At 40.7% G+C, this 20,733-nt stretch carries 17 protein-coding genes, 2 pseudogenes and 1 riboswitch; of the genes and pseudogenes, 6 read left to right on the plus strand and 13 right to left on the minus strand.

Annotated elements, in window-relative coordinates; genetic code table 11:
* The first annotated feature begins 8 nt into the window (after window positions 1-8).
* Window positions 9-536: a SprT family zinc-dependent metalloprotease gene (locus tag LDO51_RS00855; protein ID WP_225576004.1), complete on the plus strand. Its 528-nt coding sequence runs from the start codon at window positions 9-11 to the stop codon at window positions 534-536.
* Window positions 537-567: 31 nt separating this feature from the next.
* Here the strand turns inward: LDO51_RS00855 and LDO51_RS00860 are convergent, their stop codons facing one another.
* The 3 genes from LDO51_RS00860 to hcp form a co-directional block, all read right to left on the minus strand.
* A complete protein-coding gene (locus LDO51_RS00860) occupies window positions 568-1,638 on the minus strand; it encodes a magnesium transporter (RefSeq protein WP_225576005.1) in 1,071 nt (356 codons plus the stop codon).
* Window positions 1,639-1,712: 74 nt separating this feature from the next.
* Window positions 1,713-1,885, minus strand: a riboswitch (M-box (ykoK) riboswitch).
* Between the two features lie 326 nt (window positions 1,886-2,211).
* Complete coding sequence (gene hcr, locus LDO51_RS00865; RefSeq protein ID WP_225576006.1) at window positions 2,212-3,216, minus strand: NADH oxidoreductase; 1,005 nt, start codon at window positions 3,214-3,216, stop codon at window positions 2,212-2,214.
* Between the two features lie 51 nt (window positions 3,217-3,267).
* Window positions 3,268-4,920: a hydroxylamine reductase gene (gene hcp / locus LDO51_RS00870; protein WP_225576007.1), complete on the minus strand. Its 1,653-nt coding sequence runs from the start codon at window positions 4,918-4,920 to the stop codon at window positions 3,268-3,270.
* A gap of 271 nt (window positions 4,921-5,191) precedes the next feature.
* Here hcp and clcA point away from each other — a divergent pair, with 271 nt between their 5' ends.
* On the plus strand, window positions 5,192-6,580 hold the full coding sequence (gene clcA, locus LDO51_RS00875; RefSeq protein WP_225576008.1) for a H(+)/Cl(-) exchange transporter ClcA: 1,389 nt from the start codon (window positions 5,192-5,194) through the stop codon (window positions 6,578-6,580).
* A 172-nt stretch (window positions 6,581-6,752) separates the two neighbouring features.
* Here the strand turns inward: clcA and tehB are convergent, their stop codons facing one another.
* The 5 genes from tehB to LDO51_RS00900 all read right to left on the minus strand — a co-directional run bounded on the left by tehB (window position 6,753) and on the right by LDO51_RS00900 (window position 11,297).
* Complete coding sequence (tehB, locus tag LDO51_RS00880) at window positions 6,753-7,640, minus strand: SAM-dependent methyltransferase TehB (RefSeq protein ID WP_225576009.1); 888 nt, start codon at window positions 7,638-7,640, stop codon at window positions 6,753-6,755.
* Between the two features lie 168 nt (window positions 7,641-7,808).
* The gene (locus LDO51_RS00885) at window positions 7,809-8,888 is read right to left on the minus strand and encodes a linear amide C-N hydrolase (RefSeq protein ID WP_154602500.1); all 1,080 of its coding nucleotides are present in this window, start codon (window positions 8,886-8,888) and stop codon (window positions 7,809-7,811) included.
* Window positions 8,889-9,100: 212 nt separating this feature from the next.
* Window positions 9,101-9,874 (minus strand): topoisomerase IV, encoded by a 774-nt coding sequence (locus tag LDO51_RS00890; protein ID WP_225576010.1) that lies wholly within the window; start codon window positions 9,872-9,874, stop codon window positions 9,101-9,103.
* Between the two features lie 273 nt (window positions 9,875-10,147).
* Window positions 10,148-10,726, minus strand: coding sequence for a YceI family protein (locus LDO51_RS00895; protein ID WP_225576011.1), 579 nt, complete (start codon window positions 10,724-10,726; stop codon window positions 10,148-10,150).
* A 13-nt stretch (window positions 10,727-10,739) separates the two neighbouring features.
* Complete coding sequence (locus LDO51_RS00900) at window positions 10,740-11,297, minus strand: cytochrome b (RefSeq protein WP_225576012.1); 558 nt, start codon at window positions 11,295-11,297, stop codon at window positions 10,740-10,742.
* 427 nt (window positions 11,298-11,724) lie between these two features.
* On the opposite strand from LDO51_RS00900, the pseudogene LDO51_RS00905 reads away from it, so the two are divergent.
* Window positions 11,725-11,873 (plus strand): annotated as a pseudogene (locus tag LDO51_RS00905) (glutathione S-transferase); the annotation flags it as partial.
* 175 nt (window positions 11,874-12,048) lie between these two features.
* Here the strand turns inward: LDO51_RS00905 and LDO51_RS00910 are convergent.
* Complete coding sequence (locus LDO51_RS00910) at window positions 12,049-12,669, minus strand: malonate decarboxylase holo-ACP synthase (protein ID WP_225576013.1); 621 nt, start codon at window positions 12,667-12,669, stop codon at window positions 12,049-12,051.
* 223 nt (window positions 12,670-12,892) lie between these two features.
* On the opposite strand from LDO51_RS00910, the gene LDO51_RS00915 reads away from it, so the two are divergent.
* Window positions 12,893-13,870, plus strand: a complete 978-nt coding sequence (locus LDO51_RS00915; RefSeq protein WP_225576014.1) for an FUSC family protein — start codon at window positions 12,893-12,895, stop codon at window positions 13,868-13,870.
* A gap of 219 nt (window positions 13,871-14,089) precedes the next feature.
* Here the strand turns inward: LDO51_RS00915 and LDO51_RS00920 are convergent.
* Window positions 14,090-14,236, minus strand: a pseudogene (locus LDO51_RS00920) (DAPG hydrolase family protein); the annotation flags it as partial.
* Between the two features lie 360 nt (window positions 14,237-14,596).
* Here LDO51_RS00920 and LDO51_RS00925 point away from each other — a divergent pair.
* On the plus strand, window positions 14,597-15,238 hold the full coding sequence (locus LDO51_RS00925; protein ID WP_225576016.1) for an NAD(P)-dependent oxidoreductase: 642 nt from the start codon (window positions 14,597-14,599) through the stop codon (window positions 15,236-15,238).
* Window positions 15,239-15,791: 553 nt separating this feature from the next.
* Here LDO51_RS00925 and LDO51_RS00930 read toward each other — a convergent pair.
* Entirely contained in the window at window positions 15,792-16,046 is a 255-nt protein-coding gene (locus LDO51_RS00930) for a helix-turn-helix domain-containing protein (protein WP_225576017.1), read from the minus strand.
* 966 nt (window positions 16,047-17,012) lie between these two features.
* Between LDO51_RS00930 and LDO51_RS00935 the strand changes: the two genes are divergently transcribed.
* Entirely contained in the window at window positions 17,013-17,897 is an 885-nt protein-coding gene (locus LDO51_RS00935) for a helix-turn-helix domain-containing protein (protein ID WP_225576018.1), read from the plus strand.
* Window positions 17,898-18,019: 122 nt separating this feature from the next.
* Here LDO51_RS00935 and LDO51_RS00940 read toward each other — a convergent pair whose 3' ends face one another.
* Together LDO51_RS00940 and LDO51_RS00945 are read right to left on the minus strand one after the other, a co-directional pair.
* The gene (locus LDO51_RS00940; protein ID WP_225576019.1) at window positions 18,020-20,062 is read right to left on the minus strand and encodes a TonB-dependent copper receptor; all 2,043 of its coding nucleotides are present in this window, start codon (window positions 20,060-20,062) and stop codon (window positions 18,020-18,022) included.
* Between the two features lie 181 nt (window positions 20,063-20,243).
* Entirely contained in the window at window positions 20,244-20,672 is a 429-nt protein-coding gene (locus LDO51_RS00945; protein ID WP_225576020.1) for a DUF2946 domain-containing protein, read from the minus strand.
* Between the last annotated feature and the right edge of the window lie 61 nt (window positions 20,673-20,733).

A 20,733-nucleotide genomic window follows, 5' to 3' on the forward strand; every position in this document is an offset into this window, starting at 1 on the left:
TTGAGGACATGAAAACAATCCGAGTACCCATCCATCTTCAACAGCGTGTGATGAAAACCCTGCGCGAAAAGCTAGTGTTAGCTGAAGAAAAGCTGGAACAGAAATTTCCAGAACCTACCATCAACTATAAACAGCGCGGTACCACCGCGGGTAGCGCCTATTTGCAAGATTGGGAAATTCGAGTCAACCCAATGCTATTGATTGAAAATCCAGATAATTTTGTAGATGAAGTGATCCCTCATGAACTCGCCCACTTGTTGGTTTACCGTGTATTTGGACGTAAAGGAATCGCCCCTCATGGCAATGAGTGGAAATGGATGATGCAGACTGTTTTAGGGGTAACGGCGAAACGGACTCACAACTTTGCAGTGACCAGCGTCAAAAGCCAAACCTTTCGTTATCTTTGTGGTTGCGACACAATTCATGAACTTACCATCAGAAGGCATAACAAAGTTGAGCGAGGGGAAAACCAGTATTTATGTCGAAAATGCGGTGAAATTCTTAAGCGAGAAATTGAGTCAGCGGCAGAGTGTTAATTCCCTGCCGCATCAAGAGGTAGGACTGAACTTAAGCGAACTCCGTCATCACTAATTTCGCGATTTCAAAGTAAATAATCAAGCCAGTACCATCAATAAATGTCGCGATAAATGGTGCAGAAACCACCGCTGGGTCAACCTTCAGCTTCTTCAGAACCATTGGGATAATAGAAGAAACAATCGCGCTCCATACGGTAATAGCCACAATCGTTAAACTCACCACGATAGTCACTTCATGACCCACACCTAAGATCCAGGCACGAATTAACGCCGCACCACCAATGGTGATAGCCACTAAGAACGAAGTTGAAACTTCTTTTTTCAATACCGCACCGAGGTTACGTAAACTCACTTCCCCCAACGCCATCGCTCTCACGAGGGTCGATGTGATCTGAGTTCCGCTGTTTCCGCCGGTACCAATCAATAATGGAATAAAGAACGCCAGTGAAATGGCGGCTTCAAGTTGCTCTTCGAACGCTTTCAGCACGGTCCCAGTATAGGCTTCAGCCACAAACAGCATTAATAACCACACAACACGCTTACGCCATAAAGTGACTGGACTGGTGGTTAAATATGGCTCTTCGAGTGGCGTAGTGGCCCCCTGCAATTGTGCATCGAGGGTATTTTCGTCTTCAATAAGCTCTGCAATATCTTGAGGACGTAATACCCCCATCAACTTGCCGAACTGAACAACGGGGATCATATCCAAACCACTATGATTAATTAAATCATAAACATCATGGCGGGATTGTTCAGGGGAAACAGAGAAATAATTGTGGCGCATAATATCCGACACTAATAAATCTTCTGCTGAGGCAAGTAATGATTTAACGGACAAAATTCCATTTAAATAGTTTTCACTATCTACGACAAATAAATACGTTGGAATTTGTTCGCCTTCGAGATGTTCAATAAGACTTTTCTTCACACATGCCACAGAGTCGGCAACCGATACTGGCAAATATGATTGGCTCATATAAGCATTAACAGTTGAATCATCAATTTTAGTGGGTTGTGTTTGATTAGACTTTTGACGAGCGTCTTTCATTGCGGATTGTGCAATCGCTACTGCACCCGCTTTGTGCTGGGTAGAAAATGACATTTTTTTTAGTCCCTATTACTGTTGTTTACTCAAACAGTACTCACATAGGGGCGAAACCAGATGAGAGAATGCGTTTGCTATCTCTTCGTCTCGGTTTTAGCACTATACAACGTATCCTGAATAAATCAGGAAGTTACATGGGGATATACCTTCGGTCGATATATCCTGTCCTAATCTTGGGCGTCTCTCGACGTCGTCAGATCAGTAACCTATGTTTGTATAGGAGCCTCGCCTAACGAGATACTGCACTTTGGATGCGGCGCGAATTATACCCACTGAGTGTTCAATTACCACCCTTTTACCCCGCTCTTTTTTTAAGAGCCCACCCTCGTTTAAGTTTTGTTTAAGTTAATGTATATCAAGAATTCAGCGTGTAACCATTTGTAACTTTAATAGAAACTTATATTATTCATAATACATAAAGTCATAATCACGCTATAAATTACTTTATTATTTTTTGATTATCTTTTGCCGCTAAAATAAATCGATTAATAAACAAAAAAGCCACCTTATTTATATTCATAATAAGATGGCAATTAATGAGGCATTAAATTTTATATTATCGAAAATCAATTAAGCGATTTCTGTGTCACCTTGTAATTGGCAACTGCACGCTAAAACATAGCCGTTAGCAATTTCGTCTGCGGTTAATGTCATCGTGCTGCTGGTTGTGTAATTCCCCGAAAGCACTTTGGTTTTACAGCTACCACATACCCCCGCGCGGCACGCTGCAATTACCGGCTGTTTATTCTGTTCTAACGCGGACAGCAGCGAGGTTCCCACAGGTACTGTAAAATTCACTAAACGGTGACGAATTTTTAAGTTCAGTACCTCTTCACTCACGGCCTCATCCCCGCCAGTAGTAAAGCGTTCCATAAAGAAGTGTTCCGCAGGTACGCCCAATGCCTTAGAAAACGCCTGCACATTTTTCATATACGGTACAGGTCCACAAGTCATTACCACTCGCCCATGAATATCTGGAACTAACTCCAGCAGTTTTTCTTGGCTTAATCGACCTTGTGCAATACCGCCGTGATCGGGTGTTTCTGGCATGATACACAGTTGCAAACGCTGCGGATATTGCTGCACCAATCTTTGCCACTCATTGGCAAAAATGACCTGTTTTTCATCTCGCACATTAAACAGCACTTTGACATCCGTTTCAGGGCGATTCGCCATCAGCCAACGGGTCATCGACATAATCGGCGTGACGCCACAACCTGCTGCTAACATTAAATATTGGTGGCTTTGTACATTGGCACATGTAAATTCCCCTTGCGCCTCAGACAACCAAAGATAGTCCCCCGGCTTTACCGTTCCAGTCAGCCAACAAGAGCCTGCACCCTCGTCTAATCGTCTCACCGTAATGGAGATAAAACGGCTTTGTCCTGGCGATGAAGACAAGGTATAAGCGCGCATCACGTCATCACTGTTTCTGATACTCACCAGCGCATATTGCCCCGGTTCATATTGGTAAAAATCATGATTAATTAGGTTAATAGTCCAAACATCAGGGGTTTCCTGCACAATTGAGTGAATTTGCATTCTGTTCGGGCATAGGCTTGTTGGCATGGTCATGAGTTACTCCTTGCAAGGGGGAAAGCCGCTTCCCCCCTGAGTTCCTTCTAATTACGCTGGCAGGATTTCCGCCAGATCTTGTTCAACCGTGGTAATGCTGCGCATACCAAATTTTTCATTCAGAATATTCAGCAGATTTTCGGTTAAGAAGCCCGGAGCTGTTGGGCCGGTGTAAATGTTTTTCACACCCAGTGCAAGCAGGGTTAACAAGATCACAATCGCTTTTTGCTCGAACCAAGATAGGATCAGGCTCAGCGGTAAGTCATTCACGCCACAACCTAATTTCTCTGCTAAGTTCACCGCTAACATAATGGCAGAATAGGCATCGTTACATTGACCCACATCCAGTAAACGCGGTAAGCCTTCTAAAGTACCGAAGTCCAGTTTGTTGAAACGGTATTTACCACAAGCCAGCGTTAAAATCAGGCAGTCTTTCGGTACGCTGCGAGCGAAATCCGTGTAGTAACTGCGCTCTCCACGGCTACCATCGCAACCACCAACTAAGAATACGTGACGTAATTTTTTCTGAGCAACGAGATCAATCACTGCATCCGCAGCACCCAGCAGGGTTTGACGACCAAAACCGACAGTAATTTTGTGTTCGATTTCAGTGTATGGGAAGCCCGCCATTTCCTGCGCTTGCGCTATCATTTCGGCGAAACTGTCACCTGTAATATGTTTCACACCCGGCCAACCCACAATGCTGCGAGTCCAGATACGCGCCTTATATTCACCCACATCAGGGTCGATAATGCAGTTAGAGGTCATTAAAACAGGGCCTGGGAACTTAGCAAATTCCACTTGCTGATTTTGCCAACCGCTGCCGTAGTTACCCACTAAGTGAGCATATTTTTTCAGTTCAGGGTAGCCATGAGCAGGTAACATTTCACCATGGGTGTAAATATTAATGCCGGTGCCTTCGGTCTGTTCTAACAACATTTTTAAATCTTTCAGGTCATGACCTGAAATCAAAATACATTTACCTGCAACTGGGCGTACGTTAACTTCCGTTGGAACTGGATGACCAAATTCCCCGGTTTCACCTGCATCCAGAATTTCCATGATTTTGAAGTTCATCATGCCGATAGCCATTGCATTGTCGAGCAGCTCATTCATATCCGCTGGCAATGTGCCTAACCATGCCATAATTTCATGGTATTGAGCATAAATCTGGTTATCAAACTGACCTAAAACGTGAGCGTGCTCCATATACGCCGCCGCGCCCTTCAAGCCATACAGGCACAGCATACGTAAGCCATGAATATCATCGCCAATTTGCGCTTTATCGATATCTAACGCAAATTGTGCCGCTTGCTGTTGCAGGGTAGCAATATCCTGCCCTGCTAATTGCAGGTTAATAAGCGGATGGTTAAATGCCACTGCGCTATTCACTGACAGGCAGTGTTTGATTAATTTATCACGCAGATAAATGGCTTCACGGGCATAACCGATAATACGTTCAGAATCGAAGTTAACGTTAGTCAATGTAGAGAAGAAAGCGCGCGGTGCGAAACTGTCGACATCATGATCAATAATGCCCAGTTCACGCGCCACCACCGCACTTGCAGATAAGCTTTGCAGGACAGCAACTAATAAATCTTGCAGGTCTGAAGTTTCAGCGGTTTTACCGCACATACCTTGCGAATAAGCGCAGCCATTGGTTGCTGGAGTTCTAATTGTTTGTTCACATTGCACACAATACATGGAGGAAACCTCTTTAAGTTGCATTTCATATACAACATTAAGATTACCCCTTTTAAATAAATAGAAAAGCACCAAAAAATTCTATTTGAAGGTTTATTGATCTACATTAACTTTCACTATAAATAAGAATTATTCAATGTTGTAGAATAGGCAGTTTCACTGATCTCATTTGATTTTTCGCTGGGGTTTCAAAGCAGTATTGCTATACTATGCTTTCATTCATACTTCATAAGTTATTGTTGTTAAATCATTTTAAGAGAATCAAAAAGCGATGATGCAGGCTAATTCGACTCCAAAATCAGACAACAAAACCCATTTTAGTTTTTTACGTCACGTGAAAGAATCCGATAAAACGCCACTCAAAGTGCTTGTTTTAGCGGCTATTATTGGTGCCGCCGTTGGGCTGATTGGCTCCCTATTTATGCTAGGTACTGAGTGGGTCAGCAATATTCGTATCGCGTCTGTTAACCAATATGTCACCAACAAATGGTTGGTGATCCCTGCCATGTTTGTGACTTCTGCCCTATTAGCCATGCTCGGCTACTATTTGGTTAAACGCTTTTCACCTGAAGCGGGGGGCTCAGGGATCCCAGAAATCGAAGGGGCATTGCAAGATTTGCGCCCTGTCCGTTGGTGGCGCGTGATCCCAGTAAAATTTATCGGCGGGTTAGGTACGTTAGGTTCCGGTATGGTGCTCGGTCGTGAAGGACCAACCGTGCAACTGGGGGCGAACATTAGCCAAATGTTTTATGACCTATTTCGCCTCAAAGATAATGAATCTCGCCATACATTATTGGCGGCGGGTGCTGCTGCTGGTCTTTCTACCGCCTTTAATGCCCCATTAGCAGGGATCCTGTTTATCATCGAAGAGATGCGTCCACAATTTAAATACAGCCTGATTTCCATCAAGGCCGTGTTTATTGGTGCCGTCAGTGCCACCATTGTTTTTCGCCTAATTAATGGTGAAGCCGCGGTATTGAATATAGGGCAATTCTCCTCTGCCCCCATGGAAACCCTGTGGTTATATCTGATTTTAGGTATGTTATTTGGGATCGTGGGAATTGGCTTTAACCGCTTCTTGCTCTACCTGCAAAGCCTATTTTTAGCTTTCTACCAAAATAAAGTGTCACGATTTGTTTTGATGGGCGGTTTGATCGGGGGGAGCTGTGGTGCTATCGGTGTGTTTGCCCCTGAAGTTGTAGGAGGCGGCTATAGTGTGATCCATCAAATGGTCGCCAATAGCTTCACTATCACCATGCTAATGGTGTTTTTTGCGTTACGCTTTTTAACCTCAACCATCAGCTTTAGTTCTGGGGCGCCAGGAGGGATTTTCTCACCGTTATTAGCACTTGGTACACTGTTTGGTGGAATCTATGGTTATGCGGCACTGGAGCTGTTCCCAAATTATTCTATTGAAGTCGGTACCTTTGCGATAGCCGGCATGGGGGCGCTGTTTGCCGCTACAGTGCGTGCGCCATTAACGGGTATTGTCTTAGTGCTAGAAATGACCAATAACTATCAATTGATTTTACCTATGATTATTACCTGCATTGGCGCAACGATGGTGGCACAATTCTTAGGGGGTCGACCACTTTATTCTGTGCTGCTCGAAAAAACCTTAGAGCGTAGTGAAAAACAAGCGGCAGCATCCAATCCCTAAAATTGATTTTATCCCTCACCATAGAACGCAAGATGGGTTGCCTAGGCAACCCATTATGTTGATGACAAAGAGGGATAAAAGCGTGGTTTTTCCCTCTTTGTGTTATCAGGCGAAAATCAATAAATTGATTTTCCTCGTTAATTTTACAACCTATTATCTTCGCTATCGCAGGTTATTTTTTCTTAGCAATCAACGTTGCAAAGTTCAGTTTAATTCGGTTACCTTGTGCATCCGTTCTATGCAAGTGTCCTGGGTTTTCATTGTATTTGAGAATTTCCCAGTCTTGATAATATTGCTGTAATTCACCCGGTTTTAAGAAGCACTTAAATGGCACCATATCCAGTGGTGCATCCGGTGTTTCTACCGCGCATACCACTATATTAATCCCACCCGCTCGAGTGTGTGATTGCATATCCGCGATAATGTCAGCAATTTTGTCCCGTTGTAGGAACATTAATACGACTGTGGAAATAATCAAATCATAGTCACCTTGGATTTGGTGGCTATTAATGTCATATAGCGCGGCATGGATATTTTCTATACCTGATTGCTGCTTAACAGTTTCAATGGCTTGAATATGGTTTTGGTTGATATCCACCGCCGTCACATCGTACCCTTGCTGGGCAAGGTAGAAGCTATTACGCCCACGCCCTGAACCTAAATCCAAAACTTTGCACGGTTTCGCCAAGTTATTCTCGCAGAGGTAACGAACTTCTGAATGCGGAATACTAAGATCATATTTTTTATAAAATTCAATCTCAGGGCGACATAAAAAAGAGAGCTGGCAACGCATATCATCACTACAATCGGCGATACGATGCCAGACCTGAGGCTCAATCACGGGTGGTTGGTTTTCGGTGTCGAAAGTAAATTTTTGCTCACTTCCATCATCATTAAAAATAATAAAATCCAGAGAGCCTTGTAATACCTTCAATTGAGCAAATGTGTCTTCTTTGGTGTTATGGCGGTCTTGAAACATTAACGGAACCGAAGCCTTATCCCAAACAGGCATGGTTTTGTAGCATACTAATTCAGTCATGGGGTCACCTTTAAGTTGCATATTAAATACATCTTATGACGTTCATCTGGATAGTGCAACGTTTTCATAGAGAGAGAATGGATGATTTGATGTGAATCAACCTCCTGCTACACAGGAGGTTAAATTCAGAATCTTGAGCTTAGAAACTTGGGCTTAGCAACCTGACGTTAAAAACCTGACTTTAAATACTTAGTAACCCAACTGCTCGGCACTCAACCCTAAAAATTCAAACGGTTTGGTATCAACATATTGCGCTGTCGCATCCCCCGAATAGATATGGCTTTGCTCTTCACCGAGATCTAATTTTTTCACTTTTCCGGTCTCATTGGAAAAATCAATTTTCTTTAAGTCCGTCCAAAAAATGTTCGGCGTTAAAGCAGACTCAAAGAAATAGAGTTGACGCTTGCTATCAACCAGTGTGCGCCAACGGGTAGAAGAAATCTCAGGAGACGTTTCCGACGTTAAACCGTATGGAACAGACACATTACGGATCACCCCAAACACACTGGCAACCGCTTTATTTGGCGTCGTTTTTTGTGGGATAGCATTGATGTAGAACTGAGCTCTAGCAAAACGATCCGCTGAGCGGTTGGTTCCTGGTAGCATTACCGTGCCACCAATACCTTGCCAATACTCTTGCATCGCTAACTGCTTTTCATAAGCCGGTGAGTTAGTCATGACTTGGTATTTACGGCTATGGTGAATGACTTGTTTGCCATCGATATATTCGATAATCGCGCTATCACCGCTCGCATCGGACAGCGATAAATGCAGAGTCGCTAAGCGATTTTGTCCCGGAACCTTATCAGTCGCGACTATCAATGGCGTTTTTTCTAATGCGGCAACCGCTTCTTCAACCGTGGCATAGTTATCCAGCATATATTGTGCCCATAACGAAATAGACAACGCAGGCTTTTTATTATCTAACTCAGGGTATTTTGATTCGGCGAGCCAGAGTAAATTTGCTACTAAGCCTTTTTCATTAACGCCATCCGTCGTAGAAATATCGTAACCTGACGCTATCACGCTACCGTATTTGGATTTCCATTTGAGTGATTGTGGCCCTGCTGCGCCATTTCGCTCCATACCTCGTGGAAAAATCCATAAATTGGTGCCCACATCATATTTCCAATCCATGGTTCTGCCTGTCATGATTTGTTGGTCTTCTCCGAGATAAACAACGCGGGTACAAGCCTGAGAAACCATGGCAGGAACATAAATTGCAGCGATGGTTAAGAGCGTAACAATGCTTTTCTTCACAAATCGCATCTTGCCTCCAAATGGTATTGAATGAGTAGCGCAGATAAGCCACGCGAATAAATAAGTACTATTTATATTAGACAGTATATCGTTTTCAGCGTGTTATTAGAGGATAGATATTGAAACAAAATGCAACAAGGATTAACTCGCCTAATCAAACTGTTGACGTTTTCCAGTGAGTTAATCCTATTAAAGAAATCAAATAGATTGGCAGCCCGCTGTTATTTTTTCTTTGCAGAAAACCATGAGCGTAATAATGCCGCTTTTTTCTGATTGTCTGGAATATTCAGAGCAGAGTCATACAAACTAATTGAAATTTGGCAAACTGTTGCGGGTGATTTTTTCCCTGCCTTCACATCAATCAGCATGGTGACGTCATTTCCGTATTTTGCTGTTAATTCGCTTCTCAGAGAGTCCATCAATATCTGATACTCTACTTCAGATAACGTTGTGCGCTTCTCGCTAGTTTCGCTGGAAATCAACAACGCATCGATCGCACTCACTTGTTTTAATAAGACATCTTGACTTTTTTGTGGCGGAATGACATCCGCAGGGTCCCTTAACTGTGGGAATAACGCGTCATAACACATTTTTCCTGATGGATCTTGCTCTAACAAGGATTTGATATTGTCGTTCACTTTAGCGACAAAATTAATCACTGTTTCATCGGAAGCATAAGGCATGCGATCAACGACCAACGTCATTGATTGGCTAACAACCTGATCCAATAATTGACGGCGTAAATCTTCGTTAGCAGGATCATATTGAGACATTAAAGGCTCAAAGCTCTGGTAAGTGACAGGGCTTAATTTTTTGATAGTGACTAAAATCGGCAGTTCTTTTTCAACTTGAGCAATGGCCTCGGAATGAATTTCGCTATTACTTTCCGTCGATAGTACGTTGTTATCTTTACTTAACCAGTAAAAACCCAGCGCAAAGATAATAAATATGATGCTAACGACTACTGCGATTTTGCGTGAACTGTTTGTATTCAAAGTGAATCTGCCTTTTAACAATCTGTCTTTTAACAATTTGTCTTTTAACTATCTGTCTTTTAAAAACAAAAACCAAAAAACGAATACTAATAATAAACTCTTAGTATTCTAGTCGTGAATGCGCCCATATCGCTATAGGAATAAGAGTAAATACGAAGAAAAAAGCAGAAAATTAACAATTCCCATCGGAATTAAGAATGAAAAAACCGCAGACACTTATTTCAGTCTCTGCGGTTTTGAAAAATCGAAGGAAAAGCATTCGAAAAATGCGAATTACTTAACTTGAACACCTTCAACAGACAGCATTAATTCAACTTCTTGCGATTTAGGACCTAAATCAGATTTGATATTAAACTCTTTCAGTTTAATGTTCCCTTTCGCTTCGAAGCCTGCGCGGTAACCACCCCAAGGATCTTTACCTTCACCTGTTAATTTCGCATCCAAAGTGATTGGCTTCGTCACGCCGTTTAAGGTGAAGTCCCCTGTTACGAGGTATTTGTCACCCTCTTTTTTCACTTCTGTAGATACAAATTTTGCTTCTGGGAATTTTGCTGCATTTAAGAAATCTGGGCTACGTAAATGCTTATCACGCTCTGCGTGGTTAGTGTCGATGCTGCCAGTTTTAATCGTCACTTCAACTTTATCTTTCGCCGGATCTTTCGCGTCGTAAGTAAAGTTACCATCAAAATCTTTAAAGCTACCGTATAACCAGCTGTAGCCTAAATGTTGAATACGAAATTCAATAAATGCGTGTTGGCCTTGTTTATCGAATGTGTAAGTTTCTGCAAAAGCAGAGCCGGCTGTTAATAACAAAGCACCAGATGCAAGACCTAAAATAGATTTTTTTAACATAACTCTCTCCACGTTATTTATCGGGGTTAAAACCCAGCATTCTTTTTAAAGTAATATCACCATCAAAGAAATGGTGTTTTAAAGCTGCAAATGCATGCAGAACAGATAACAAAACAACAGCCCAAGCTAAATAAAGATGAATTTCACCTGCTGTATCCGCTTGTTCTGCTGCACCTGTAAATAATGCAGGCACGTCAAACCAACCAAATACACTTATTGCTTGTCCATCCGCGGTTGAAATTAAATAACCGCTGATCAAAATAGAGAATAAAATAATATAAATTAAAATCTGAACCGTAATTGAAGCAAATTTCGTTAATTTGCTATAGCTCGATAACGGCTTAGGTGGTGGAGAAATCCATCGCCAAACCACACGAAAAAGCATGATAAAGAATAGCAACATTCCTATGCTTTTATGTATTTCAGGGGCTTGATGATACCAGGTGTCATAATAGCCTAATGACACCATCCATAAGCCTAATGCAAACATTCCATATACGACAATTGCGACCAACCAATGAATGAGCAGCGAAAGGTGCCCATAACGAGTTGTGTTATTTTTCCATTGCATAGTTTAAAAACCATATAGTTTTAAAGGTAATTACTTGTTTTACCAAGAGGGAATAATCATAAGGTTAATCTGGCTTTATTCCTATCCTAAAGTTAAACAAATATTTTGTCGAAGATATTCAAATAGTATCATCATCATGATAAAAAAGAGGTAATTTTTATTATTACAAGCGTAAAGCTTTAATAAAGAATATTCTATTTATGTAAATAGATTACACCTAATAGATTGTAGAATTATTTAACCTGCTGTTTTTCTTATTACCTATCTTAATATGATAGAGAAATTTGTTATAAATATAGTTCAGCTTTTCTAAAATAGGTAGGTGATATTTTTATTTCAATGAATAAATTAACCTAATTTTTTCTATTCCTGCTAAATTGATACTCTGCCTATGAGTTATTTTTTCTTCATTCTTAGAGGCTAGCGTATGTATACATTATGGATTGCCAACAAAAATTATTCCTCATGGTCTCTAAAAGTTTGTCTCCTGTTAAAAACATGGCAAACCCTTTTCAAGAGAATATTTGCTTCTTCGAAAATGGCAAAAGTAGCCACGAAAAATTTAGCCGTCTATCCAACACTAATTTTCAAAAAAACGTCAAAATAGGGTTAGCAATAACCCTATTGTTCTAAATATCTACCATCACGCTGTTTTGATTACTAAAAAAACATCTGCACGGGCATCAAAATTGATTTTTGAGCAATCCGAACAAAAAACAGACCTAACCTGCTTATTTTAGTGGCAAATCACCTACAGACTTTCATCCCAAGGATCTGCGGTCATCACATCCCCCGTCGGGGTGTGCAGCGTCACTTGGTCATTTTTAAACCATTCCGCTAAAGAAAATCCGCCTTTCGGTGTTTCCACATGAATATCAATTGGGCAATATGGCGTATTCGCTTTAATCGCAAATTGCGCAAAATCTTCTTTTTGCTGACGAGTTGGGCAGCGGATCACAACATCCAGATCGCAATCTGTCAGCATACTTTGAATATCTGTCGCCAGTGTATAAGCGCAGCTACCCGTCACGCCCCATTTCCAAGGCCAATTGTGCTGAGAAATTAGTAACAAAACTTGGATAGGCGGTAACGCAATAAACATCGAACGTTGCAGCTCAATGGAATTCGATACTAAAGATTCCACATTCATAATGTGCGTAATCGCCGATTTTGAAATTTGGGTCGTCACTCGCTGATGAGGCTTAATACCACGAATAGCCACAGTTAATTGATTTTCATCAGCTTTTTCTCGGTGTACAATAAGGGGGAGTTTACTATTCCACTGCGTTTGAACCCATTCCGGCAGAGTATCAAGAGGGACATCGTTATTACTACTGACCCAAACAAAATCATGGGGATTAATTATTTGCATTTATTCTTCCTTATCATGACGACAAATTGCTCTCGCTCTGCGCTATTATGCATTTTTTCAGATAGATGAATACATTCACGCATAATCAACATCTTTATTTGTACCATCAAAAACAAAGATTCATACGTTATTGAAGGGGAAATTTATCTTCAAACAGCAGTATGTTATCATGGAATATTCTTAATAATTAAATGGTTATATAACGAATTTTGAGCATCATAATATGAAGAAAATCCCTGCCATCCATGACGGAATTCTGTTCAGTAGCTGCTTAGTTTTAAGTGCCCTCACTGCACTCGCACTGATCGATGTTCAGGCCGCCATGTGGGCAGCATTTTCGACGCTCTACTCATTTAACCTATTTAACGCAGCTAAAGAATATAAAAATTACTTCTATACTGCTTTTTGGCTATCCATGATTTTAGTCGCTATCTATATTGGCGATACGCTACGTTTAGGCACTGGGTTTTATATTTATCTGGCTATATTTTCATTTATCTATTATCAGCTCTATGGCACAGATCCTGTCATGGACTTAACCATGAAATTCATGATTATCATGTCCACCATTGGCACAATCTTGCCTGAAGTGTCAAAAAGCCTGACCTTAGGTTTTTTAATTGGTAGTGGCGTCACCTTGCTCACCTATTATTTTCTCAGTCATAAAATGACTCGCCATTCCATTATTACGCCACTTTCCGTGGAAAAAAATTTATTTACCCTACGTAAAAATATTATCCCACGGTCAATGACCTATGCCATTGGATTACTATTAACTTTGGCTATTCCTCGGATGATAGACTTAGGGCATTTCTATTGGACATTGCTGACTTTCGTTTTTGTATTACACCCAAAATCTGAAAGTATTGTGCACATTACACTGCAACGGGTGGCAGGTAGCTTAATTTCCGTGTTATTCCTATTCCTATTATTTAATACCCCGTTGATGCCTTATATTGGTCTAGTGGCTATTTTAGTTTTCGCCTTTTTGCTGCCAATGAGTTTTCATCACGGCTATACCTTTATGACTTTTGTCGTCACCAGTCTAATCCTCTCGGTTCTTGAACAAGTGGTTTATTGGCATCACCCTGTCTATACCTTACTATTTGACCGAGTTCTTGAAACTGCCTTAGGTGGCGCTATCGCTATCATTACCAGTATTATCTTGAAACTGTTTAGAGAAAAAAAACCGGAAAGCTAACGCGATTCAGAGGGATAGCGCTAACCATCCAGACTTTGTTTATATTTTTATCATGTTGATATCTCATTTAAGCTCTCCCCTACTTCACCATGATTAATGGCCCATTTCCTCCATCTGGGTGCTCGCCGTAATACAACGATGGCAAGAAACGGCTACGTAATGCAAAACCAATCGAAGAGCAAACTACGCCGAAAATATCCCCTACTTTATGGCTTTTTCATGAGCTGAAGCCTCAAAAAAGGTAAACCACCATACTAACATTCGACCTTTACAACCCTGTAAATCTGTACGAACAGCAATTGTTAATAACCCATTTTCATCACGCTCAATACCCATTTCCACGCGTAACGGATGTGGAAGTAACAACTAATTTATATCGTCAGCTGCCCATGTTTGATTAGAAAAATACCAATAAAACGGTATTGAGCGCAGCCACCAATGACTCAATCAATGGTTAACCCGCCATGCGCAAGACATAGCGATCCAATAGCATGATTTCGTCATTATCAGCGATTTGATCCTCTCTATGACGATAGCTGAACCATTACGACAAGTTTCATAGGACTTTTCCGTGGGGCTGTCCCCCGAATTTCAGTAAAGGGCCTCCCATGTGATTGATTTTTTTGCTCTAGAGTTTAGATAAAAAATAACTAAATAAATTTTCATGCTCTATACTTTCATTAATATTCATCAAGCCTGACAAATGAAAGGCTGCTGGAGCTAAACATGAAAATATCGATTCTAGGAGCCACGGGTTTTGTTGGTAAGGCGTTGGTTTCTGAAGCCTTAATGCGTCACCATCAAGTCACTGCGATTTCTCGTCACAGCAATCAACTTCCTCAACATGCTCATTTAATTGCTGAATCCGGAGATATTACGGATGTGGCATGGCTAACATCTCGGCTTAAAGGTCAAGATGTGGCACTTAGCGCATTTAATGGTGGATGGAGTAACCCTAACCTGTACCGCGATACTGTTGCTGGTAACCAAGCGATCTTAGAGGCCGTAAAAAAAGCAGGTATAAAACGATTTATTGTGGTTGGTGGTGCCGGATGCTTAGAAATCGCCCCTGGTGTCTTATTGCTCGATTCCCCCGATTTTCCAGCCAATATCTGGCCCGGAGCCCAAGCAGTCAAAGAATTTAAAACGACGTTGGAATCTCTCGATAGCTTAGATTGGACCTTTGTTTCTCCTGCCGCAATGCTTGAAGATGGCGCTCGGACAGAAACATTTCGCCTTGGCGGAAAACAGCTATTAATGAACGGAAATACCCCTGCAAAAATATCCGTTCAGGATTTAGCAGTGGCGATATTAGATGAGATAGAGCGCCCACAATTTATTCGTCAGCAGTTTACAGCTGCATATTAATATTGATAAATGGATCACGAATAAATCATGACTAAATGTATCTATTTATTTGTTTAACATAAAAAGTAATACAATCGTTAACGTTTAATAAATATTCGTATATTCCCGTATAAAAATATGACTATTTACTTATAAATTATTAAATTAGGACTGTTATTACTCGGATAAAGTTAAATTTATCCATCGATATAATTTAGATTTGTGCTTCATTAATTCACATTAAGACTAGAGTTTTATTTTATTTTTAGATGCGATAATTTTGATGAGCTTTATAAGATTATTTATAATAGGCAGTCATTGTATGTAAACAATAGTATGAAAGTATAATCCAAAAACCGTGTATTATGCCTAAAAAAACAACCTATAGTAGTAAAACAGAGTATTAAGCCGGAAGAAACAACCTATAATGGTAAAACAGATAATCTCTTCCGGTCAGACGATTAAATTCATGGTATCTCTTTTATCAAAACAGTCTCGAAAATAGAATTTTTTTACTTTCCTAGTGATAATTAACCTTTAAAAATAAATGATAAAAATATAACTCACTGATATTTTAGTGAATTGTACTACGCACGCCACTATTTATGTTCACAACACCATATAAGAATGATGCGGGTTCCAAGTTAAATAAATACGCAAATTGAAAAAGAGAATCAACATCAATGCAGCTTTCTCCACTCTCGAAACGATTCATTTCATCCTCAGAGACACCAATTAAATCAGCTGCTTGCTGAAGACTCATTTTATGACTCTCTCTTTGCATACGGATCTTAATCCCTAGCTTTTTCGCAATTTCATTTTCATTCATAAATACTCCTTTTACTATTAGATTGAATACCAATTATGAGGGCAGCTAAATTATCATCACACCAAGTTGAATTAATTGACTTATGTTAATAAAACACGACATACATCACATCATTTAGTGACATTCATAAATAGATATCTTTCGCTTAAAACTGCAATAGATTGATTTTAATTACAAATAAAACCAATCATCCATGTAATATAAAAATAAAATCGTGATAGTAATCACATAAAAATCGGATTAATACCTGTGTATATTTACTTATCACGTCCATAAAATAATGAAGCAAAAATTTAATTACTCATTTAATGATGATTCACGGTATGGATATATTACAAAATCACAAAAACAATGATCAAGATTTATCTTAGATTTTTTCAAATAATGATAATTTACGTTTATATACTTAAGTTTATTCTTATATTTTATAATCATCTACTAATGACATATTCACTTAAACAATAAGAAATATTCTATATAATACCTGACTAAATCATCTATCACTATCAGAATCATTTTTTATCATTTATTTAACTTTTCTCAAATAACCCATTTTGTTATACAACGTATGAATATTAAGGAATAACGATTGAACTATATCCCCACCAACTGAATCGAGTAACCTATTGAATATTTGCTTTAACCCCATTCATTTGTTAATTAATTTTGTTCTATTTGTATCAATACCATTGCGTTTGCATAACTACTCAGTTAACAAAAAATGCGTTGTGCCCTATCAAAAATTCAGCGTATTCCTAATACATTATCTCTGTTCAATAAGCTAACCACCCATCATTTAGAGTGTAAAAACCTGATTAAAACTTACCTAACTTCACATTGCTTACAAAAAAGTTGTCAGTAGACATGCTATCCTATGTTCAATTACGATAAGTTTTATCTAACTTTAAATGCTCAGATTTGGCGCTTAAAATAACGCCTGTTGCAAAAGTGACTGGAAAGGTAACCATGCTACAAGAAAGTGTTATCAGGGAAATCATTCTCTGGATCGAACAAAATTTAGAGTCGCGGCTCTCCCTTGATACCGTTGCTGATAAATCTGGATACACTAAATGGCACTTTCAACGATTATTTAAAACCCAAACAGGCCTCGCGTTAGGCGCGTATATTCGCGCTCGTCGTTTATCCTGTTCTGCGGTTGCTTTACGCTTAACGAGCGATAGCATCATGGATATTTCACTACGCTATCGTTTTGATTCACAACAAACTTTTTGTCGTGCATTCAAGAAACAGTTTGGTGTAACGCCTTCAGAATATCGTAAACGCTCTGGCTGGCATATTGAAGGATTCTGCCTTCCTCTACGTGAAAGTAAAGAACTCGAAGCTCATGTGGAGTTAGTTGAATTAAAAGAGATCCATTTAATGGGTATGACGCATCGCTACACACAAGGCATTAATGAGTGGAACTTAAAAACAGAAGAATTACGACGCCAGTATTGGAAAAACTTTTTAGATAAAAACAAGATTGTTACCAAAAATTTGTATGCTGTCCACGGTGTCGATACAAGCTCCGATGAAGAAGGTCGCTTTCTCTACTCCACGGCATTTGATGAAAACGATCTTGACGTCATACTACCATTTACTAAAAAACTGATGGTTCCCGCTGGCAATTATTTGCAAATTAAATTTATAGGTAGTTTGCAAGGCACTGACTATAACGACATTATTTATACCGCTTATGGAAAAGTACTGGCTGAGATGGATATAGCTCGCGGCTTAGGGGCTGATATCGAACATTATGTTTTAAAATCAACACCAACTTATGAAGACTTTGTTAGCCACCCTCATACTTACATCCAAGAACTGAATTACTATATTCCTGTGATTGCATAGTTCCTGTGATTGCATAGTTCCTGTGATTGCATAGTTCCTGTGATTGCATAGTTCCTATTATCGCATAAAAACTAACAACCCGCTTTTACACGGGTTGTTAGCTTAATTCAGTGCTGAATAAATTAGAACGTGACGTTCAGTTTACCCCAGAATGTTCTACCCGGCTCATTAACAGGGCTATTGGACGAATAACCAAATCCGCTATTACCTGCTAAGTTCAAGTGCTCACTGTAGGTTTTATCAAACAAATTATCGACTCCCGCGCTCAGTTTTACACTGTCATTAATACGATACGCAGTATTCATCGAAAATACCGTAAAGCCTGCACTCTCACTGAAGTCTTTTCCGACAACATTACCTTCGTTGATTGCCACGCGATCTTGGCGACTCACCATGCGCACCAACCCCGTTGTTGTCCAATCTCCTTTTTCCCACGTTAAACCTAAGCGGCTTTCCAACGGCGGCATTTGGGGTAACGCACGCCCATCAGTTCTATTTTTTCCCCAAGAATACGCAAGACTCGCATCCGCTTTCCATTCATCACTCAGTTGATAAGCCACGCCCATTTCACCGCCCATGATCATCGCATTGACGTTTTCAACTTGGCTCATTCTGGCGTTAGTTGGGCTATAGCGGAATAAAATAAAGTCATCGACACGCCCTACATAAGCAGAAACCCATGCATTGGCTTTATCATCACTGTATTTCGCACCAATATCTAACTGTGTCGTTTTCTCGGTTTTCACGTTGTCGAAAACATTTTTGCTGCCATTTGGCCCCATTTTTGGCGAGAACAACTCCCAATAATCAGGGAATCTTTCTGTATACCCCACCCCTGCGTACAACATCACTGGCGTTTCAGGTAATGCATGTTCATAGCGAACAAAACCTGCTGGCATGACCGTGTTACGACCTGATGCCCCTACATCAGTGTAATTATCCACCAATACGCGATCTAAACGTCCACCACCAATCACCTTACTTTGCTCGCTCGCCGTCCAAGTGACCTCACTAAATACCCCATAATCTTGGAATTGTGCATCTTTTTTCCAGCTATTATTGCTGTTTTTACGGTGCTTATTGGTCTGCATATCTGCCCCAGCACGCAGCTCATAATCACTCCATAACCACGTCCCCATGACTCGACCGCCCATCGTCTCACGGTCAACACGCATTTTCATTGGCATATTCATCATCATGCCGTGGCCGCCATGACCACTGCTCATATGCCCGCCGCCTGATCCCATTGTGCTCGTTGGGCTACGCAGTGAGTAGTTATCCATAATATGGTCAGCGTAGTTGTAATACACATTCCCTTCGATTTTATCGAATACTTCACCGATATTGCTTTTCTCGAAACGCAATCCTAAACTTTCACGCTTGAATTGAGAGCCATCCATTCCTCGTCCTGCATATCGCGCTTCACCATCACCTTTCCCAGCGGAAAGCTCGAATAATGTGTATTCATCCGGCGTCCAGCCCACTGCAACGTCCGCATTCCATTTATCCCATTTAGACGGTACTTTGTCCCCGTTACCATCTTTATAGTCATTAGAGCGTGATTTATTGCCCGTCAGGCGTACATAACCTTTCTCATTTCCCAAGCTTACATCCGCATTAGCATCCCAACGCTGGTTTGATGCTGTCAATGCGCTCGCATTCCCTTGAACGCCCCCCTTGGTAAAGATAGGCTTTTCACGCTCAAAACGTACAGTACCCGCTGAGTTTCCAGGCCCCCATAATACGGTTTGCGGCCCTTTCACCATGGTAAGCAAGTCAAAGTTTTCTGGTGAAATATAGGACGTCGGTGCATCCATACGGGAAGGACACGCTCCCAACATTTCACTGTCATTCGTCATGATCTTAAGACGGGAACCAAACATGCCGCGAAAAACAGGGTCACCATTGGTACCACCGTTACGGATTTGGGAAAAACCAGGGATCGTTTTCAAGTAGTCAGAGCCATCACTCGCGGGTACTGGCTGTCTTGGGGTTTTCGGCGATGTCGAAATGGTTAACGGCGAATCCACTGGCGCGGTGACAATCATGACCGAGCTATCGGTGATTGAACTTTTATTTTCTTCTTTAGCGAAAGTGGATGTTGACGCGATAGCTGAAATTACCAGCGCAGTCACCGGTGCAAATTTAAAATTAATTGAGTTCATTTTTAGCCTATTTTTATCTGTTTCTTACTGCTATTGGCTCAAGGGGTTAATGACCACTCGGCTTCTTTTGAAAAATAGCCTAGCCTCCTGAAAATGAAGCTCAATTTCAGGATAAGCGAAGTGGTTTTGCCCATTGAAGACAAAATGCAGTTTTAAATTACGTTAAATAAAGAAATAAGAATCAATAGGACGTGGGTGGTGCGCGAGCTAACTGCAATGACCAAGGACGGAAAATTCGTAATTGAATACAACGTTCGAAAGGAACAAAGATAGCGAGGGTTGCTAATTGGCGGATCACAACAGCAACAAATAAAATCAAAAATGGGAAATGAACGAGTAGTTGGCAGTAACCACACGCAATGTCTTCCATCGGTGATTGTCCGACCCCCGTCATCAGCATATGGTTCATCACACCGCCATCTTCGCAATGTTCAGACAATGGCATTTCATGATGCTGCTGCATCGAATGCTCCGCCATTTTCTCATGCCCCATCAAGCAGTTGTTCATATGTGATATTGATTTTGAAATCAATGGCGCAACGAACAGCATCGCTACAGCGAGTAAGGCAAGGTAAGCGGCAAATTGTCGAATTGTGTGACGTAAATGCAACGGTTTTCCGGTGTTTCATAGCCTATAGATGGGCGCAGATTGTATCGTAATAAGAGGATTA

It is taken from the genome of Providencia alcalifaciens (assembly GCF_020271745.1).
In the GTDB taxonomy this organism is placed as follows: domain Bacteria; phylum Pseudomonadota; class Gammaproteobacteria; order Enterobacterales; family Enterobacteriaceae; genus Providencia; species Providencia alcalifaciens_B.